The organism is Halorubrum ejinorense, assembly GCF_039522565.1.
Taxonomy (GTDB): Archaea; Halobacteriota; Halobacteria; order Halobacteriales; family Haloferacaceae; genus Halorubrum; species Halorubrum ejinorense.
Genome location: NZ_BAAADQ010000002.1, coordinates 364735 through 382331 on the forward strand (window position 1 = coordinate 364735; position 17597 = coordinate 382331).

17 protein-coding genes are annotated in these 17597 nt (G+C 70.5%); 5 read left to right on the forward strand and 12 right to left on the reverse strand.

The annotated features are described in order from the left end of the window. Positions 1-108 precede the first annotated feature (108 nt). Positions 109-972: an aldo/keto reductase gene (locus ABDZ89_RS03985; protein ID WP_343776847.1), complete on the forward strand. Its 864-nt coding sequence runs from the start codon at positions 109-111 to the stop codon at positions 970-972. A gap of 27 nt (positions 973-999) precedes the next feature. Here the strand turns inward: ABDZ89_RS03985 and ABDZ89_RS03990 are convergent, their stop codons facing one another. Together ABDZ89_RS03990 and ABDZ89_RS03995 are read right to left on the reverse strand one after the other, a co-directional pair. Further along, entirely contained in the window at positions 1000-1815 is an 816-nt protein-coding gene (locus ABDZ89_RS03990) for a hypothetical protein (protein WP_343776849.1), read from the reverse strand. Between the two features lie 102 nt (positions 1816-1917). After that, positions 1918-3267 carry an adenylosuccinate synthase gene (locus ABDZ89_RS03995; protein WP_343776851.1) on the reverse strand — a complete coding sequence of 450 codons (1350 nt, stop codon included), beginning with the start codon at positions 3265-3267 and terminating at the stop codon, positions 1918-1920. Between the two features lie 294 nt (positions 3268-3561). On the opposite strand from ABDZ89_RS03995, the gene ABDZ89_RS04000 reads away from it, so the two are divergent. After that, entirely contained in the window at positions 3562-3867 is a 306-nt protein-coding gene (locus ABDZ89_RS04000) for a hypothetical protein (RefSeq protein WP_004045854.1), read from the forward strand. A gap of 131 nt (positions 3868-3998) precedes the next feature. On the opposite strand, the gene ABDZ89_RS04005 is transcribed toward ABDZ89_RS04000, so the two are convergent. Both ABDZ89_RS04005 and ABDZ89_RS04010 read right to left on the reverse strand, forming a co-directional pair. Beyond that, the gene (locus ABDZ89_RS04005; RefSeq protein ID WP_343776855.1) at positions 3999-6263 is read right to left on the reverse strand and encodes a DUF7527 domain-containing protein; all 2265 of its coding nucleotides are present in this window, start codon (positions 6261-6263) and stop codon (positions 3999-4001) included. Positions 6264-6358: 95 nt separating this feature from the next. After that, on the reverse strand, positions 6359-6832 hold the full coding sequence (locus ABDZ89_RS04010; RefSeq protein WP_343776857.1) for an NUDIX hydrolase: 474 nt from the start codon (positions 6830-6832) through the stop codon (positions 6359-6361). Between the two features lie 156 nt (positions 6833-6988). Between ABDZ89_RS04010 and ABDZ89_RS04015 the strand changes: the two genes are divergently transcribed. Further along, positions 6989-7477 (forward strand): cupin domain-containing protein, encoded by a 489-nt coding sequence (locus tag ABDZ89_RS04015; protein ID WP_343776859.1) that lies wholly within the window; start codon positions 6989-6991, stop codon positions 7475-7477. 51 nt (positions 7478-7528) lie between these two features. Here the strand turns inward: ABDZ89_RS04015 and ABDZ89_RS04020 are convergent, their stop codons facing one another. Further along, entirely contained in the window at positions 7529-8506 is a 978-nt protein-coding gene (locus tag ABDZ89_RS04020; protein WP_343776861.1) for a transcription initiation factor IIB, read from the reverse strand. A gap of 270 nt (positions 8507-8776) precedes the next feature. Continuing rightward, entirely contained in the window at positions 8777-9433 is a 657-nt protein-coding gene (locus ABDZ89_RS04025; protein WP_343776863.1) for a DUF7978 family protein, read from the reverse strand. A 106-nt stretch (positions 9434-9539) separates the two neighbouring features. On the opposite strand from ABDZ89_RS04025, the gene ABDZ89_RS04030 reads away from it, so the two are divergent. After that, complete coding sequence (locus tag ABDZ89_RS04030; protein WP_343776865.1) at positions 9540-10721, forward strand: M24 family metallopeptidase; 1182 nt, start codon at positions 9540-9542, stop codon at positions 10719-10721. A gap of 87 nt (positions 10722-10808) precedes the next feature. Next, complete coding sequence (locus tag ABDZ89_RS04035; protein WP_343776990.1) at positions 10809-11993, forward strand: MFS transporter; 1185 nt, start codon at positions 10809-10811, stop codon at positions 11991-11993. A 59-nt stretch (positions 11994-12052) separates the two neighbouring features. Here ABDZ89_RS04035 and ABDZ89_RS04040 read toward each other — a convergent pair whose 3' ends face one another. The 6 genes from ABDZ89_RS04040 to ABDZ89_RS04065 all read right to left on the reverse strand — a co-directional run bounded on the left by ABDZ89_RS04040 (position 12053) and on the right by ABDZ89_RS04065 (position 17548). Beyond that, a complete protein-coding gene (locus ABDZ89_RS04040) occupies positions 12053-12289 on the reverse strand; it encodes a DUF7120 family protein (protein ID WP_343776867.1) in 237 nt (78 codons plus the stop codon). A 348-nt stretch (positions 12290-12637) separates the two neighbouring features. Further along, positions 12638-13240 carry a CDP-alcohol phosphatidyltransferase family protein gene (locus tag ABDZ89_RS04045; RefSeq protein ID WP_343776869.1) on the reverse strand — a complete coding sequence of 201 codons (603 nt, stop codon included), beginning with the start codon at positions 13238-13240 and terminating at the stop codon, positions 12638-12640. A 26-nt stretch (positions 13241-13266) separates the two neighbouring features. After that, positions 13267-13986 carry an adenylate kinase family protein gene (locus ABDZ89_RS04050; protein ID WP_379700544.1) on the reverse strand — a complete coding sequence of 240 codons (720 nt, stop codon included), beginning with the start codon at positions 13984-13986 and terminating at the stop codon, positions 13267-13269. Continuing rightward, on the reverse strand, positions 13983-15077 hold the full coding sequence (hisC, locus tag ABDZ89_RS04055) for a histidinol-phosphate transaminase (RefSeq protein WP_343776871.1): 1095 nt from the start codon (positions 15075-15077) through the stop codon (positions 13983-13985). The genes ABDZ89_RS04050 and hisC overlap by 4 nt, the downstream gene beginning before the upstream one ends. A gap of 68 nt (positions 15078-15145) precedes the next feature. Continuing rightward, positions 15146-16546: an HflX-like GTP-binding protein gene (locus ABDZ89_RS04060; RefSeq protein ID WP_343776873.1), complete on the reverse strand. Its 1401-nt coding sequence runs from the start codon at positions 16544-16546 to the stop codon at positions 15146-15148. A gap of 258 nt (positions 16547-16804) precedes the next feature. Continuing rightward, the gene (locus ABDZ89_RS04065; protein WP_343776875.1) at positions 16805-17548 is read right to left on the reverse strand and encodes a fumarylacetoacetate hydrolase family protein; all 744 of its coding nucleotides are present in this window, start codon (positions 17546-17548) and stop codon (positions 16805-16807) included. Positions 17549-17597: the final 49 nt, after the last annotated feature.

Here is a 17597-nt window from a genome sequence, read left to right on the forward strand (position 1 = left end):
GTGTGGGCGACGCGTCGAGGACAGGTCGATGTCCCCCGCCGCGGCGAGCAGCGGCCGTCGCTTCCGCCACCCGCACGGCTTTCCGCGCGGCACCGCAATCGGACGGACATGCCATCCGACTCACTAACGGCGAGCGACACGTTCGACATCGGCGGCGAACTGACCGTCAACCGGCTCGGCTTCGGCGCGATGCGGATCACCGGCGAGGACATCGTCGGCCGCCCGGAGGACGAAGCGGACGCGAAGGCCGTCCTCGAACGCGCGGTCGACCTGGGCGTCGACTTCGTCGACACCGCCGACTCCTACGGCCCGGGCGTCTCGGAGCGACTCATCGGCGAGGCGCTCGGCGACCCGGAGGACGTGGTCGTCGCGTCGAAGGCCGGCCTGCTCCGCAACCGGGACGGCGAGTGGCTCCCCCACGGCGACCCGGACTTCCTGAGAAATCAGGTCCTCTGTAGCCTCGACCGGCTCGGCACCGACCGGATCGACCTCTACCAGTACCACCGGCCGGACCCCGACACCGACTTCGAGGACTCCGTCCACGCGTTCGCGGAGATGAGAGACGCCGGGCAGATCGCGCACGTCGGTCTCTCGAACGTCACCGTCGAACAGCTGGAGACCGCGATGGAGATCGTCGACGTCGCCACGGTCCAGAACCGATACAACGTCGGTCACCGCGACGACGAGGACGTGTTGGCCGCCTGTGAGCGCCACGACGTGGGCTTCATTCCATGGGGGCCGATGTACGCGGTCGACGACGAGGACGCGGGCGAGGTGCTCGCCGAGGTCGCCGAACGCCGGGACGCGACGCCGCAGCAGGTCTCGCTCGCGTGGCTGCTCGACCACTCGGACGTGACGCTCCCGATCCCCGGCACGTCGAGCGTCGACCACCTCGAATCCAACCTCGCGGCTGCGGACCTGTCGCTGACTGAAGAGGACCTGACGAGACTGAACGGCGTCGACCCGCAGTAAGCGCCGGACTCCCCCGACCGCCGACCCTCACTCGACGGTCTCGACGCCGGCCATCTCGGCGACCTTCAGCGCGGTCGCGACGTTGAACGCGAGCCCGAGCGGCGCGGCGACGACCGCGGCCGCGACCGCCCCCGCCGGACCGGCGTGAGCGAGGAGGCTCACGGGGACCGAACAGAGCGCCGTGACGACCGCGACGGCGAGGAAGAAGCCGAGCGGTCGGTCCCGATCGACGAGTTCGCGTGCGCGCACCGCCGCGGACCGGATGCCGCGGTCCTCCAAGGCGAGGACGTAGACCGTCGGAAAGTACAGGTACGAGACCACGAGCGCCGCGACGATCGCGACCACGAACAGCGGCGGGACGACGATCAGCGGGAGGAAAAGGGCGGCGAGCGCGACGACGACGAGCGCTTCCAAGAGGATCAGCCGAACGCCGAACCGGCGGACCGCCGCGACGAAGTCGAACCGGCCGGTCGTGATCCCGTCCGCGATGCTCCCGAAGTAGCCCGCGCTCAGCGCACCCGAGACGACGACGTACGCGCCGATCGCGGGGGCGAGAAGCGGCAGCGGCTCCAGAGATCCGAACGGGAGCGACACCGACGCGCCGCCACCGCGAGGGGGGTCGACGAAGTTCCAGAGGTCGTACCGGTAGACGGGGAACGACGCGCGGAGCGAGACGCCGTCCGCGTTCCCCGTGGCGAGCAGCTCCCGCGCCCGAAACAGCGCCGTCGCCAGCGGGACGAGCGCGAGCGGGAGCAGCCGCCCGAGGTGAGAGAGGGTCCGCTCGGCGATCGGTTCCGTCGGGCCGCCGTCGGTGTCCGGGGGACCGCTGGAGGGCCTGCTCATACCGGCGCTTCACGTTCCGTCCTCAAAAGCGTCAGCCGACCGGGTCGATGGTTCGGCACGGAGGGAGCGCCCGACTGACTGCCACGGCCGCTCCTCGCGGTCCTACTCGTCGAACGGGTTCGTCAGCTCGACCGTCTCCTCGCGGTCGGGGCCGACGCCGACCGCGTAGATCGGGGTGTCGATCTCGTCGGCGATGAACTCCAGGTACTCGCGGGCCGCCTCGGGGAGCGCGTCGAAGCCGGCTTCGGCGACCGCCGCCGAGTCGAACGGCTCCCACGTGTCGAGCGTCTCGTAGACGGGCTCGCAACGCTTCCACCGCCCGGTGGTGGTGGGAACGGTGTCGATTTCTTCCCCATCGAGCTCGTACCCCGTACACACCTTCAGTTCGTCGAGGCCGGCGAGCACGTCGACGTGGTTGACCGCGACGCCGGTGAACCCGGAGACGCGCGCGGCGTGGCGGAGCATGGGCAGGTCGAGCCAACCGATGCGGCGCGGCCGTCCCGTGACGGTCCCGAACTCGCCGCCCTTCTCGCGGATGTCGTCGGCGAGCGCCTCCTCGTCGGCGTCGCCGTCCAGCTCCGTCGGGAGCGGTCCCTCGCCGACCCGCGAGAGGTACGCCTTCACGATGCCGACGACCTCGCCGTCGCCGACCGTCGTGACGCCGACGCCGGAGCCGACGGCCGCCGCGCCCGCGGTCGGGTTCGAGGAAGTGACGAACGGGTAGTTCCCGTGGTCGACGTCGATGTGGGTCCCCTGTGCGCCCTCGAAGAGGATCTCGTCGCCCGCCTCGTGACGGCGGTGGAGGTAGTCGGAGCAGTTGACGGTCATCCCCTCGTCGGCGAGGCGTTCGCCGATCGCGGCGTACTCCTCGTGGAGGGCGTCGACGTCGAACGCGTCGGCGCGGTCTTCATCGAGGTCGAGCCCGTACACGTCCTCGACGAGCGCGCGCTTCTGCGGGACGACGTACTCCAGTTTCTCGCGGAGCGCGTCGGGGTCCAGCAGGTCGGCGATCCGGATCCCGCGCCGGCCCGCCTTGTCCTCGTAGGTCGGGCCGATCCCCCGGCCGGTGGTGCCGACTTTCTCGCCCGCGTCGTCGTCGGCTTTGACTTCCTCTTCGATCCCGTCCAGCACGCGGTGGTACGGCATGATGACGTGTGCGCGGCGAGCGACGCGAACGTCCGGGTCGAGGCCGCGCTCGCGTAGCTCGTCGATCTCGGTGAACAGGGTCTCCGGATTGACGACGCAGCCGTTTCCTAAGATTCCGACGGTCCCGCGGACCGCGCCGCTCGGAACCAGTGAGAGCTTGTACTCCGCGCCGCCTTCGACGACGGTGTGGCCGGCGTTGTCGCCGCCCTGATAACGGACTACGACATCCGCGTCCCCTCCCCACCGGTCGACGAGGGCGCCTTTGCCCTCGTCACCGAGTTGGGAGCCGACGATGGTGAGTGTCATACGACCTGCCGATTCCGGGCGGGGGGTAAAACCGATTACGGTCTGCGACCGCGAGACCACCACGGGCGTGGATCACCGCACGACGGCATCGTGACGAATACGCTCGTTCGTGTATTGTCTCGATCGCAGTGGACGCACCCTCGGCCCCTACGCTCACCGGAGACGGACTGCCCTGTCCGCCGTGCCGCGATCGAACACGTTAACTACTGTCACGTAAAAGTGTCAAATCTGACGACCGCGGCGCAGGCGGCGACAGCAACTTTTAAACCGGGGCATGACAAGTTAACATGTGCCATGATAGACCGACTAGAAAAAGAGGTAGACATGCTAGAACGTCACCTCCAAGTCCTGCGGATGGTCATCGAAAACGAGCCGATCGGCATCGTCAAGATGTCGAACGAGACGGGCTACCCGCATCACAAGGTCCGGTACTCGCTGCGCGTCCTCGAAGAGGAGAACCTCATCGAGCCGTCCAGTCAGGGTGCGATCACCACCGAGCGGACCCACGAGTTCGTCGACGAGCTCGACGAGAAGCTCGACGAGACCGTCGACAAGCTCGGCTCCATGCGTATCGACGACGCCGCGGAACTCGAGAACTGACTGCGCTTTCGATTTCGCCCGCGACGCCGGCACCGCGTTTCGCTCCCGTCCAGCAACGACCGAACTAGCCGTTCTCTTAGACAGTTACGTGTTCGCGAGCGACAGCACGGTCGAACGGCGGCTCCCTGTCCCTAGAGGTCGGGGACCGTCATGTGGAACCCGCCGTCCCGCGCCTCGACGAGACACAGGTGATAGCCCTGCTTGCGGGAGAGCTTCACGAAGCTCGCCCGCTTCGACCCGAACAGGCCGCCGCCGACCGCGTCGCTCGCGGTCTCGAGGGCGCCCGGCTCGAAGAAGCTCTCCGTCACCGCGAACGCACCGGCGAACGTCTCGTTCGACCCTGCGATGTCGCGGCCGTTCTCCACGAGCGACTCCAGCGTCGCCTCGGGCGTCGGGTCGCGGCTGTCGTTGAGGTCGGCGACGAACAGCGGGTGACCCATCCGGTCGCGGAGCACGAGGTCGAACGCGCGCTGTTCGCGCGTCTCCTTGCCGCCCTCGCGGAGTGCGATCGACACGGTGCCGCCGATCTCCGCGCGGTCCACCTCGGGGAGGGCGTCGTAGAGGTCGCGCAGCGCGCCCTCGTTGCCGGTCCCGCGGACCTCGAACGGGAGGTCCTCGACGAGCCAGCGGGCGAACCCGTACTCGATGGTGTCCTCTAAGAACTCCGCGAACGGCTGGCCGTCCACGGCGAGCCCGTCGGTCTCGAAGCTCGTGTGGTGTTCCACCCGGAGGTTCTCCCGGAGCGCCTCGCGGTCGACGTTCCCCTCGTGGGCGTCGGCCAGCGTCGCGCCCTCCTTCGAGTCGTACCTGATGAACAGGTTCGTCCCGTCGCGCGCCTCGGCGGGCGTGAGCGTGCGCTCCGCGTCGGGGAGCCGCTCTTTCGCTTCGGAGAGTTCGCGGCGGAGGCGGTCGCGCTCGTCTTTGAGCTCCGCCACCTCGTCTTCGAGCCGCCCGACCTCGTCGGCGAGTTCGTCTCGCTCCGACGCGACCTCGTCGCGTTCGTTCGCGAGCGACCGCCGCTCCGTCTCCGCCTCCTCCAGCGCCGCTTCGAGCTTCCGGAGCCGGTCGGGGTCCGCGCCGCTCGCCGCGTCGCGCTTCGAGACCGCGGACGGCGTCGAACTCGACTGTGCGGTCGACCGCGGCGACGGCGAGCCGCCGTTCGGGCTCGACTCGCTCCGCTCGGACCGGCCGCGCTCGTCGGTCGACCGGGTGCGCTGGGGCGAGTCCGGGCGCCGGTCCCCCTGCTGTCGCGCCTCGATGTCCGCGGACTCCGAGGGGTCGAGCGCCGGGATCGACTTCTGTTCCCGCCATTCGGCCTCCTCGGAGAACACGTCCTCAGACCCGGGCGCCTCGCCGGCCGCGTCCGGGGCCGCGGCGTCGGAACCGGCCGCCGAGCCGCGGCCGGCTCCCGTCGAACCGCGGCCGGGTCCCGACGATCCGTCGGCCTCCTCGTCGCCGGCGGACCGATCGCCGATCTGAACCGCGTTCGGTCCGGACGCGGCCTCCGAACCCGCTCCGGTCGCTTCCGCGCCGTCGTCGCCGGCGGGCTCGTCGGCGCCGCCGACCGATCGGTTCCGATCCGCCGGCGAGCGGTGTCGGGGAGATACCGACGGACCGTCGTCTCGGCCGGCGCTCTCGGGAGTTTCGTCGTCGTCTCCCACCGTCTCGTCCGTCGCGTCCGCCTCGTCGTCGCCGGCCGAACCCCCTTCGACCGTCTCGGAGCCGTCGCTCGACTCGGGAGAACCGGACGGCGACGCGGCGGCCGCCGAGTTCGCGTCGGCGTCTGCCTCCGTCTCGGTCGCGTCCGCGTCGGTCGCGGCGGCCGATCCGGACGCGGCGGTCGATCCTGACGCGCCGCCGCTCGGGAGCGGCCGGACGTCAAGGTCGACCTCGTACACCGTGTAGATGCCCACCTCGTCGGCGGCGAGGTCGAACGCCTCGTCGCCGGTCTCCAGCCGCCTCGCGTTGCCGACGTACGCTGCCGCCATCGACTCGCCGCCGGTGTACGCGACGTAGTAGTCGCCCGAGAGGACGTTCTCGGACAGCTCGATGTAGCCGGTGAACCCGCCCTGCGAGAGCTTGCGGTCGGCCTCGGTCAGGGGCGTGTCGTTCGTGTAGTATTTCGCCCGCGGCTCGCCGCCGAGTTCCTGCATCGCGAAGAGCACGGGGAGCGCCTCGTCCGGGGCCTTGTAGACGGTCCCCGAGGCGTCGGCGAAGTCGTCGACCGTCGCGTCCACCGCCCCCACGACCCGCCCGTCGACGAGGAACAGCCAGCCGACGCCGTCCGTCGCCGCGCCGGAGAACCCGTCGGTGACGATCCGGCGGAGCCCCGCGAACCCGTCGGAGAACGAGCGGTCGTCCCACTCGGTGATCGCTTCCCGTCGCTGTGCGTCCATCCTTGCGTTTACGTCGCCAACAGCGACTCAAATACCTTCCGGAGCGTGAGACGGCCGTCTGACGCCTCGCTCAGCGGTCGATCGGGCCGCTCGATTCACCGGCCGTCGACGGCGGCGATCGCTTCCCGCCCGAGGTTGACGACGTCGTCGGCGAGGTCGCTCGCCGCGAGGTCGGCGGGGGTGTACCAGTCCCAGCGGTCCGGGTCGACCTCGTCGTCGCCGTCGGGGTCGATCGCCCGAGACTCGACTCGCGCGTAGTAGAGGTGGTCGATGTGCTGGTGACCCACCGACCCGTCCTCGTAGACGTTGATGTCGTGGAGCATGAGGTGGGCCGGCTCGGGGATGCCGCGCGTGTTGGGGCCCGTGATCGACGACTCGGTCGCGACCAGTTCGGCTGTCAGCCCGGTCTCCTCGCGGACCTCGCGCAGCGCCGACTCGTGGGGGAGTTCGTCGCGGTCGACGTGGCCGCCGGGCGGGAGCCGTATCCCGAGTCGCTCGTGTTCGTGAAGCGCGGTCGCCCCGTCGTTGACGATGTAGGTCGTCGCCGTGAAGTGGCGCGTCGTCTCCATGTGATCGGCTCGGGACACGCCCCTTTCGCCGTTTCGACTGGCGGCGACGACCGGCGAGACCGTCGTACCGACTGGCGGGCCAGTCGCCCCGACGCCGGCGCGCGGCCTCACCGAGGGGACGCAAACGGCTTTTGCCCGGGGGACCGACCTCGGCCCATGCCGCCGATCAACGCGGACGACCTCTCGTGGACGACGAGCGAGGCAGTGGACGCGACGTGGCGCCGGAAACAGCTGAGCGAGGCGGCCGGCGGTGACGACCTCGGCTGTAGCCTCTACGAGCTCCCCCCGGGAGACCGGTCGTGGCCGTACCACTACCACACCGCCAACGAGGAGGCCCTGTACGTCCTCTCGGGTGAGGGCACGTTGCGTCTCGACGGCGACGAGCACCCGCTCCGTCCCGGCGAGTACGCCGCCTTCCCGGCCGACGCGTCGGGAGCGCATCGAGTCGTGAACGACGGCGACGCGGTCCTCAGGTATCTCGTCGTCTCGACGATGCGCGAGCCGGACGTGACCGTCTATCCGGACTCCGAGAAGTTCGGCGTCTACGTCGGCTCGCCGCCCGGCGGCCGCGAGTCGCGGTCGCTGGAGGGGTACTACCGCGTGGACGACGGCGTAGACTACTGGGAGGGCGAAAACGAAGGGTGAGACGCGAGCGGAACCGTCGGCGTCACGACGCGCAGCGAGTCGGAGAGCGAGTCAGTTCAGCGCGACCGAGTCCTCGGCTTCGAGGAGCTCGTGGTAGCGGTTGCGGATGGTGACCTCGCTGATGTTCGCGACCTCGCTGACCTCGCTCTGGGTCACCTTCTCGTTGACGAGCAGCGACGCGGCGTAGACGGCGGCCGCGGCGAGCCCGACCGGCGACTTGCCCGAGTGGATCCCCTGTTCTTTCGCGGTGTTCAGGAGGCTGCGGGCGCGGCGCTCGGCCTCGTCGGAGAGACCGAGGTCGGAGGCGAACCGGGGCACGTAGCTCTCGGGGTCTGCGGGCTGGATCTCCAGCTTGAGCTCGCGGACGACGTAGCGGTACGTCCGGGCGATCTCGTCTTTCTCGACCCGGGAGACGCCGGCGATCTCGTCGAGGCTGCGCGGCGTGCCCGCCTGCCGAGCGGCGGCGTACAGCGAGGCAGTCGATACCCCCTCGATGGAGCGGCCGGGGAGGAGGTCCTCGTCGAGCGCGCGGCGGTAGATGACCGAGGCCGTCTCGCGGACGTTGTCCGGGAGGCCGAGCGCGCTGGCCATGCGGTCGATCTCGCCGAGCGCCTGCTTGAGGTTGCGCTCCTTGGAGTCGCGGGTGCGGAAGCGCTCGTTCCAGGTCCGCAGCCGCTGCATCTTCTCGCGCTGGCGGCTGGACAGCGACTTGCCGTAGGCGTCTTTGTCCTGCCAGCCGATGTTCGTCGAGAGCCCCTTGTCGTGCATCATGTTCGTCGTCGGCGCGCCGACGCGGGACTTGTTGTCTTTCTCCTTGGAATCGAACGCGCGCCACTCGGGGCCGCGGTCGATCTCGTCCTCTTCGACGACGAGCCCGCAGTCGACACAGACGGTCTCGCCGTGTTCGGTGTCGGTCGCGAGCTGGCCGCCACACTCGGGGCAGTGAAGCTCTTCGTCCTCGGATTCCGACTCGGTCTCGCTCTCGTCGTCGACCTGCTCTGTCGTGTACGTTCGAAGGTTCTCGCTCATTGGTTTGGTGCGTGGAGGGAAAGACAAAACCGAGAGACGGATCTCGGTATTTTCCTCACCCTTTGGTAAGGCCCCCGAATATTTAAATGTTTGCGTGTTTGGCGTCTCAGAGACACTGCCGAAAACAACGTGTACAACCCTGTACAATTCGGAATTCTCGAGGATAATATCGGAGCCGCGTCGAGAGCGAAACCGACGCCGAGAGGACGGGATTTAGTATATATACGTTTCGTGAGCGGCGTGCGGCCATCGAGGCGGCCGCTCGGTCGGTCAGTCTCCGGTCGCGGCCGCCGCGACCGCGCCGGCGAAGGAGCCGAGGACCACGCCCAGTCCGGTCACCAGCGCGAGGGTCACGGCGAGGTCGGGGCCAGCGGTGACGCCGTCCGCCTCCGACACCGGGATCCCGTCGGCGTCGGAGATGGGCACCGTTGCGCCGGAGGCGTGACGCGTGAGCGGCACGCGGGAGACCGCCCGCAGCGCGAGCATCGCCGGGAGGTACCCCAGCGTCGCGCCCGCGCCGGTCACGGCGCCGACGAGCGGGTCGTCGATACCGAGGTACCGGACGGCGGTCGCGACGCCGAGACCGAACGTGAGGGGAACGAGACGGAGCGGCCACAGCGCGGCGTCCGACTGTATCAGCGGGTGCCCGAAAGTGACGAGGTTAGACAGATCGGGGCCCGTCCGGGTCCGGATCCAGTGCGCGTCGAAGAGGAACCAGATCGACCCTTCGACCGCGGATATCGGTCCGCCGACCGTCCAGTGAGCGACTTCCGAGTTCCCGGGCGACACGCCGGCGGCCGCGAGTCCGACCCACGTCAGGCCCAGTCCCAGGAGGGCCGCGCCGGCCCCGCACGCGACGGTGACGGGGAGCCAGCGCGACGGGAGCGACACGAGCGAGCGGAGGGTGGTTCGCTCTTCCGTCGGCATCTCCGGCCCGCGGTTCCCGAGCGAGCGGTATATGCTTTCTCACGGGGTGGGCTCCGACCGGTTCCGCGAGGACAACCGCTTTGGGCGTCGCGCGAGCAGCGGGTGTATGAACCGAACGCGGCTCGACGAGCACTTCGCCGACCTCGACGCGGACGGCTACCTCCTTGACGCGTCGCAGGAGGACGCCAACCAGCTGTACCTCTCCGGGTTCACCGGGCCGGACCCGTTCCTCACGCTGTACGCCGACGGCGAGGTCCACGTCCTCGTCAGCGGGCTGGAGTACGGACGCGCGAAGTCCGAAGCGACGGCCGACACCGTCGAACGCCACGCCGACTACGACTACGAGTACGGTGGCCGCGAGGCCCGCAGCGATATGTACGCAAAGTTCGTCCGCGACAAGGGCGTCGAGTCCGTCTCGATGCCGCCGCGCGGCCCGGTCGGCACCGCCGACGCCCTCCGCGAGCGGGGTATCGACGTCTCCGTCGACACCGGCGACCGGCTCCAAGAGGTCCGCGCGGTGAAGACCGAAGAGGAGGTCGACGCGATCCGGGAGGCCCAGAAGGCGAACGAGGCAGCCATGGGCGCCGCCGAGGACCTGATCGCCGGCGCCGACGTGGCTGGCGAGGACGCCGCCGGCGACGTCGAACCGGGCGTCCTGCTTCACGAGGGCGAGCCGCTCACGAGCGAGCGCGTCGCGGAGGAGATCGAGGTGACCCTCCTGCGACACGGCTGCGCGCTCGACGAGACGATCGTCGCCGGCGGCGCGCAGGCCGCGGACCCGCACGACCGCGGCTCCGGTCCTCTCCGCGCGAACGAGGCGATCATCGTCGACATCTTCCCGCGCTCGAAGGCGACGAAGTACAACGCCGACATGACGCGGACGTTCTGCGTCGGCGAGCCGAGCGAGGCGCTCCGCGAGTGGTACGACCTCACCGAGCGCGCGCTGGAGGCCGCGCTCGACGCGGTCGAGCCGGGCGCGACCGGGGAAGAGGTCCACACCGCCGCCTGCGAGGTGTACGAGGAGGCGGGCGAGCCGACGTTCCGAACCGATCCCGAGACGGAGACCGGATTCATCCACTCGACCGGCCACGGCATCGGTCTCGACGTCCACGAGTCGCCGCGGCTCGCGAGCGGGGGCGAAGAGCTGGAGCCGGGTCACGTGATCACCGTCGAACCGGGCCTCTACGACCCCGAGGTCGGCGGCGTCCGGATCGAGGACCTCGTCGTCGTCACCGCGGACGGCTACGAGAACCTCACCGAGTACCCGGTCCGGTTCGCGGCGGAGTGACTCCAGAGGGCGGGTCCCTCGACCGCGACAGCCGGCCCGTCTGACCGCGATCGGAAGTCGCTTTGACCCGTGCCGGGAACGCCGAGCGTGAACTGGCGGTACGACCACACGGCGCTCGCGCTCTGTACGCTCGCGTTCACCGGGACGATGGTGGCGCGGCTCGTCGTCAGTCCGCTGGTCCCGGAGATCACGACGCGGTTCGGCGTGACGAACGGAACCGTCGGGCTCGCGCTCAGCGGGATGTGGCTCACCTACGCGCTGGCGCAGTTCCCCTCAGGCGTCCTCGGCGACCGCTTCGGCGAGCGCCGCGTCATCCTCACCGCGGTCGGGGCCACCGCCGTCGCGTCGGTCCTCCTCGCCGCGTCGCCCTCGATCCTCGCGTTCGGGCTGTTCGCGGCCGCACTCGGCATCGGGGCGGGGCTCCACTACTCGGTCGCGACGACGTTCCTCACGCGGCAGTTCGACGACACCGGCCGCGCCATCGGCGTCCACGTCGCCGGCGGCCCGCTGGCCGGGCTCGCCGCGCCGCCCGCCGCCGCGCTCGTCGGGTCGCGCTACGGCTGGCGGGCGGGCGTCCTCCTCGGCGCCGCCGTCGCGGTCCCCGTGTTCGCCCTGTTCGCGTGGAAGGTCCGACCGACGGAACCGCTCCGCCCCGACCAGCCGATGGGAGAGCGGTTCGCGCTGGGCCCCCTCGTCGAACTGCTCTCGCGGCCGCGAATCTTGTACACGACCGCGCTGGCGACGATGGGCGCGTTCACGTGGCAGGCGACAGCCTCCTTCCTGCCGACGTTCTTAGAGATAGGGAGCGGCCTGTCGAGCGCGCTGTCGGCGCTTCTGTTCTCGGTGTACTTCCTCGTCCACGGCTCCACCCAACCGCTGACGGGGTCGATATCCGACCGGATCGGTCGCGACGCCACCGCGATGGTGACGATGAGCGCCGGCGTCATCGGCTACGGGACGCTCGTCGCGGCCGCGACGCTCGACCTGGGTCTCCTCGCCGTGGTCCCGGGCGTCGGCCTCGTCGGGCTCGCGATGTCGTGGGGAGCACCCGTCCAGTCGCGGTTCATGGACCTCCTCTCGGACGCCGAGCGCGGCGCCGGCTTCGGGCTCGTCCGCACCGCGTACATGGTCACGGGCGCCTCGGGCAGCGTCGTCGTCGGCGCCGTCTCCGACACGGCCGGCTGGCCGGTCGCGTTCGCCCTCCTCGCCGGCGTGATGGGTCTCGGATTGGCGACGCTGACGGCGAACCGACTGTTCGGGCTGGGCTACTGACCGCGCGTCGAACCGGATAGAGGCCGTCGAAAAGGAACCGTGGAACCGTTCGTCACCGACTACAGCCGGTCGTCTTCGAGGCTGCCGGGGTCCTGTGCGGTGTCGAACATGTTGTTCTCGGCGCCGTCGAGCATCTCGTCGCGGGGTTCTTCGTCCACGACGCTCACGTTGTACGCCTCGATGCCGGAGGCGATGAGGTCCTCTGCGGCCTGCTCCTCCGAGACGAACTCCTGTTCCGCCAGCTGCTGAAACTCCGCGTACACGTCGTCCGAGAGGTTCAGCTCGAAAGTGGGCATACCTTCCGTTCCGACCGGACACTTTTAAATCGTTCCCTCGTCGCGACGCGTTCGCCCGTCGCGGGCGGCGGCGGGAGAATCGACGAGTCCCGAACGTCTGCGGGGTCAGGAGTGCCCCGCCGGACCGGCGAGCGGCCCACGTGATCGGCTTCCCGTCCCGGTTTGGCGACGACGGCGATCCGTTCGACGGCTGCGACGTGCGCGACGGGGAGGGCCGCGGATCGACCAGCACGCGGCTGTGAACGAGTCGGACGCGAAAGAGAAGCCCGCGGGAGCGCCGCCGGTCGAGTCGGTGCCCGCGCGTCACTCGACGAGTCACACCGGGACGGCCGCGTCGCCGGTCGGCCGCTACAGGTCGCGCCAGGCCCCGAGGAACCGCTGGACCGCCGTCAGGTGGCCGACGACGGCGAACAGCGCGAGCAGGAGGCCGACGACGTTCAGTCCGGCGACGACCGGCGCCGAGTACACTGCGGCGACGACGCCGACGATACCGATCAAGGCGAGCCGGTCGGCCCGCCCGAGCAGGCCGCCGTACTCCCGTCCGATGCCGACCGCCTGGATCTGCGTCCCGAGGTAGGAGGTGAGGAGGACACCGGTGACGGCGGCGAAGCCGAGCGCGTACGCCTCGACCCCGGCGGTGAGCCCCGCGATCACCGCCACGTCGGCGTACCGGTCGAGGACGTGGTCGAGGAAGTCGCCGCCGTCCGAGGCGATCCCCTGGTGACGGGCGAGCGCCCCGTCGACGAGGTCCAGCCAGCCGTTGAGGAGGACGAACAGCGCGCCGACGGCGTAGAGGACGGCCGACCCGCCGGCGAAGGCGGCGGCGGCCCCCACCGCGACGAGGAACGCGATCACGCTCACCTGGTCGGGCGAGAGCCCCAGCCTGTCGGCGGCCGACACCCACGGGCCGAGCAGGCGGTCCGCCACGGAGCGGTACTGGTCGAGGGTCATCTAACGTCCCGACGCTCGCGGCGGGCTCATATATAATCGATGAAGTCCACGGTGCCGGCGCTCGGCTCGCGCTCGCCCTCGACCGCCTCGCGTATCGCGTCGGCGACCGCCTCCGGGTCGCGGTCGGTGGCGTCGACCTCGTAGACGTTCTCCGCGCCGTGTTCGGCGACCGCTTCGGAGAGGATCACGTCGAGCGCCTCGCTCTCGGCGTTCTCGCGAGCCTTGCGAGCGAGGGCTCGAGACGGCTCATCCGACTCGGCGTTCTCGCGAGCCTTGCGAGCGAGGGCTCGAGACGGCTCATCCGACTCGGCGTTCTCGCGAGCCTTGCGAGCGAGGGCTCGAGACGGCTCGTCCGACTCGGCGTTCTCGGCGGCGGTCTCGGGGGATTCGCTCCGGGCTTCGAGCCGGGACTCGATCGTTTCGGGGTGACAGCGCAACACGACGACGCGGTCGGCGTCGAACCGGTGGGCGAGATGCGAGTCGAGGACGCCCGACCAGTCGCCGAGTTCGGTCCGAACCGCGTCGAGGTCGGCGACGAGCGTGTCGCGGTCGGCGTCGCGCTCGGTCCACAGGTCGTCGTCCGACTTGATCCGCTCGTTGAGGTGGATCACGTCGTACTCGGCTTCGAGCAGCGTCGTTGCCGTCGTCTTGCCCGTTCCGGGCGTCCCCGTCACGGCGACGCGATCGGCGCGGCCCGCGGGGCCGTCGCGGGAGCTGTCGTCGGACTCGCTTCGCTCTCCGCTCACGCGCGGACACCGAGTTCGAGGTCCGCCAGCGTCTCGTTGAGCAGCGCGACCGCCTCGCGGGTCTCCTCGCGGGTGCCCGTCGAGATCCGGACGTGCTCCGGGAGCCCGAACGAGGTACAGTCGCGGATGATCACGCCGCGCTCTTGTGCCGCCTCGGCGACGCGCTCGCCGTCGCCGACCGCGGCGAGGACGAAGTTCCCGCCGGAGTCGACGGTCGGCGCGTCGAGTTCGTCGGCGATGTACTCGCGGGCCCAGCGGGAGGTCTCGACCGTCATCTCGACGTGCTCTTCGTCGTCGAGGGCGGCGAGCGCGGCCCGGCAGGCCAGCTCGTTGGCCGCGAACGGCGTGTTGACGCGGGCGTACGCCTCGCCCCACGCCTCGGGGACGACGCTGTAGCCGATCCGGAGGCCGGCGAGCCCGTACGCCTTCGAGAACGTGCGGAGGACGGCCACGTCGTCGCGCTCGTCGACGAGGGGAATCGCGCTGTCGACCTCGGTGAACTCGCCGTACGCCTCGTCGACGACGACGAGCGTCTCCGGCGCGGTCGCGTCCGCGATCGCCTCCACCTCGTCGAGGGGCATCGTCGAGCCCGAGGGGTTGTGCGGCGAGGTGACGTAGACGATCCGCTCGCCGCCGTAGGCCGACAGCACCGTCTCGGCGTCCTGCGCGAAGCCGTCGGCCGTGTCGAGCGCGTAGGTCTCGACCTCGCCGTGGTGGTAGCGCGACGACATCGCGTAGTAGGCGAACCCCGGCTCGGGGACGAGCGTCGCGTCGCCCGGCTCCAAGGCGGCCCGCGAGAGGTAGTCGATCGAGCCGTCGGCGCCGGGCGAGACCCACACCTGTTCGGGCTCGACGTCCCATCGCTCCGCGATCTTCGCGGTGAGGTCCGTGTGCGAGGACTTGGGGTACTCGTTCACCCGGTCGGCGTGGTCGTGGATCGCCTCGACCGCGGCCGGGCTCGGCCCGTGGGGGTTCTCGTTCGACGAGAGCTTGATGAGGTCGTCGGGGTCCATCCCGCGCTCGCGGGCGACCTCCTCGACGCCCCGCCCGGGCACGTACGGCGAGTGATCGGAGAGATCACGTGGTTGCATGTACAGTGGTCCGGGGGCGTCGGGCTTAAGCGTGGTCTTGACGGCCGAGCGGATCGCCGCGGGAGCGGTCACTCGCCTCCGTCGGCGGCCTCACCGACCGCACCAGTCAAGCGGCGCTCCGCCTCGGCGACGACTTCGGGGCGTCCCGCGAGGTCGACGGTGACCGTCTCGCCGTCGTAGTCGACCGCGGCGACGACGCCGCGGTCGTACGCCCACGAGAGCGCGGCCTGCGCGTCGCCGCCGTTCGACGCTTCGACGGTCGCCGTCGCGGTCGGGAGCGCGTCGGCCACCGCCTCCGTCAGATCGGCCAGCCCCGATTCGTCGCGGGCGCTGACCGGAATCGGCGACAGCAGCGAGTCGACCACGGGCGCGTCTCCGGCGTCGAGTTCGGCGACGGCGGCCTCGTACGCCTCGACCGCGGCCGCGAGCCCGTCCGCGCTGACCTCGTCGGACTTGGAGAACACGGGGATAACCGGGCCGTCGGTCGCTTCGACCGCGGTCAGCGACGCCCGGAGCTTCCGGCGCAGGGCGTCTGGCTCGTCGCTCGCGTCGACGACGAGCAGCGCGCAGTCGGCGCGCCGGACCGCCTCGGTGGTCGTCCGGAAGGATCGCAGCGACTCGTGGGGCAGCCCGTCGAGGAAGCCGACGGTGTCGGTGAGCAGCGCGCGCCGGCCGCCGAGCGTCGCCCGCCGCGTCGTCGTCGAGAGCGTCTCGAAGGGGCGGCCCCCCACGGAGAGAGCGGCGGCGAGATCTGTCGGGGCGTCTTCCGGCTCCGCGTCGGCCACGTCGTCGGCGAGCCGTCGGGCCAGCGTGGACTTCCCGGCGTTGGTGTAGCCCGCGAGCGCGACGAGGTCGAACCCGGCGTCCCGCCGCTCGGTTCGGCGCGCCGCGCGGTCGCCGCTGATCTCGTCGAGGGCGCGCTCCGCCGACTCGATGCGCTTCTCGACGTCGAGGACGCGGCTGTCGCCCTCCGGCTGGAGCCGCACGTCCTCGGCGGCGTCTCGGGCGACGGCCTCGCGGAGCCGCGGGAGCTCGTAGCGGAGCCGCGCCAGCTCCAGCTGTCGGTCGGCGGCGCGGGAGTCCGCCGCGTCGGCGAACAGCTCTAAGACCAGTCTCGGCCGGTCGATCACCGCGGTCCCGGTCGGCAGGAGGTCACCGAGCGAGAACGTCTGTCCCGGCGACAGCGACCCGTCGTATATCACCGCTTCCGCGTCGGTGTCGGCGGCGAGCCGCATCAGTTCCTCGGCCTTCCCGCGGCCGAGGTCGTAGGTCGGGTCCTCCTCGCGTCGCTGCGTGACCGAACCGACGACCGCGTAGCCGGCCGCGGCGGCCAGTTCGCGGATCTCCGTCGTGTCCGGGGGTTCGTCGGCGGTCCGCGCCGCGACGACGGCGGGCGTCGCGTCGGCGGCAGGGGAGTCGAGGTCGGTCGATTCGTCGCGTTCGTTCATCGTGGCGTCGTCTCGTGACATTCGGTCGGGCGCTCGCGTCGGCCCGCGGAGGGGAGCGTCTCGCTCCGGGTGCGGCCTCGTCGGCGCGTCCGGCGTGGTCGCGCCGCGTCGGTCGGGTCAAGCGTCGGCGACGAACGAACTGGTCTCCATACCTTCCGGGTTCGGCGGGAGCAGCATAAGCGTTCACCGAGCGTGTGGCGCGGTCACAAGGGAAAGAACGGACCGACCGACGGTGAGCGATCGAGACGAGACCGGTCCCGGCGCTGTCGGGCGGCCGGCTCAGGGAACGCGAACGTCGTGTTCGAGGGTGCCGACGCCCTCGATCTCCACCTCGACGGCGTCGCCGTCGGCGAGCGCGCCGACTCCCTCGGGGGTGCCCGTCGCGATGACGTCACCGGGTTCGAGCGTGAGGTACGTCGTGATCTCCTCGATCAGCGTCGGCACGTCGAAGATCATGTGCTCCCGGTCGCTCGACTGCTTCGTCTCGCCGTTGACGCGGAGTTCGACGCTCGCGTCGTCGGGCACCTCGTCGGGCGTCGCGAGGACGGGCCCGAGCGGGGCGGCGCCGTCGAACGCCTTCCCGCGCACCCAGTTCTGTTCTCTGTTCTGGTCGTCGCGGTTCGAGACGTCGTTCATACAGGTGAACCCCGCGACGACGTCCATCGCGTCCGCGGCGTCGACCGACTTGCACTGCTCGCCGATCACGACCGCGAACTCGGCCTCCCAGTCGATCCGCTCTTTCCCGGCGGGCACGGTCACGGTGTCGCCGTGGCTCGCCACCGCGTTCGGCGGCTTCAAGAAGAGGAGCGGCCGGTCGGGCACGTCGTTGCCGAGCTCGGCGGCGTGGTCCGCGTAGTTGCGTCCGATACAGACGATCTTCGACGGGTCCGTGGGGGCGAGCACGTCGATGTCGGGGTCGTCGAGGGCGTACTCCTCGCCGCCGAAGGCGACGGTGTCGCTGTCGGGGTCGTACTCGCCCTCGCGGATCGATCCGGCCGGGTCGCGGAACCGTGCGCGGTACATACGCGAGCGAACGTGCGGGTACCCGAAAAGGGTTCGCGGAGAGGCAAGC

Bases quoted from the DNA above. Each gene is read 5' to 3' on its own strand.
- ABDZ89_RS04025 (WP_343776863.1), bottom strand. From the start codon at position 9,433: ATGCCGACGGAAGAGCGAACCACCCTCCGCTCGCTCGTGTCGCTCCCG.
- ABDZ89_RS04015 (WP_343776859.1), top strand. From the start codon at position 6,989: ATGCCGCCGATCAACGCGGACGACCTCTCGTGGACGACGAGCGAGGCA.
- ABDZ89_RS03995 (WP_343776851.1), bottom strand. From the start codon at position 3,267: ATGACACTCACCATCGTCGGCTCCCAACTCGGTGACGAGGGCAAAGGC.
- ABDZ89_RS04040 (WP_343776867.1), bottom strand. From the start codon at position 12,289: ATGCCCACTTTCGAGCTGAACCTCTCGGACGACGTGTACGCGGAGTTT.
- ABDZ89_RS04020 (WP_343776861.1), bottom strand. From the start codon at position 8,506: ATGAGCGAGAACCTTCGAACGTACACGACAGAGCAGGTCGACGACGAG.
- ABDZ89_RS03985 (WP_343776847.1), top strand. From the start codon at position 109: ATGCCATCCGACTCACTAACGGCGAGCGACACGTTCGACATCGGCGGC.
- ABDZ89_RS04030 (WP_343776865.1), top strand. From the start codon at position 9,540: ATGAACCGAACGCGGCTCGACGAGCACTTCGCCGACCTCGACGCGGAC.
- ABDZ89_RS04000 (WP_004045854.1), top strand. From the start codon at position 3,562: ATGATAGACCGACTAGAAAAAGAGGTAGACATGCTAGAACGTCACCTC.
- ABDZ89_RS04060 (WP_343776873.1), bottom strand. From the start codon at position 16,546: ATGTCACGAGACGACGCCACGATGAACGAACGCGACGAATCGACCGAC.
- hisC (WP_343776871.1), bottom strand. From the start codon at position 15,077: ATGCAACCACGTGATCTCTCCGATCACTCGCCGTACGTGCCCGGGCGG.
- ABDZ89_RS04065 (WP_343776875.1), bottom strand. From the start codon at position 17,548: ATGTACCGCGCACGGTTCCGCGACCCGGCCGGATCGATCCGCGAGGGC.
- ABDZ89_RS04005 (WP_343776855.1), bottom strand. From the start codon at position 6,263: ATGGACGCACAGCGACGGGAAGCGATCACCGAGTGGGACGACCGCTCG.
- ABDZ89_RS04010 (WP_343776857.1), bottom strand. From the start codon at position 6,832: ATGGAGACGACGCGCCACTTCACGGCGACGACCTACATCGTCAACGAC.
- ABDZ89_RS04045 (WP_343776869.1), bottom strand. From the start codon at position 13,240: ATGACCCTCGACCAGTACCGCTCCGTGGCGGACCGCCTGCTCGGCCCG.
- ABDZ89_RS03990 (WP_343776849.1), bottom strand. From the start codon at position 1,815: ATGAGCAGGCCCTCCAGCGGTCCCCCGGACACCGACGGCGGCCCGACG.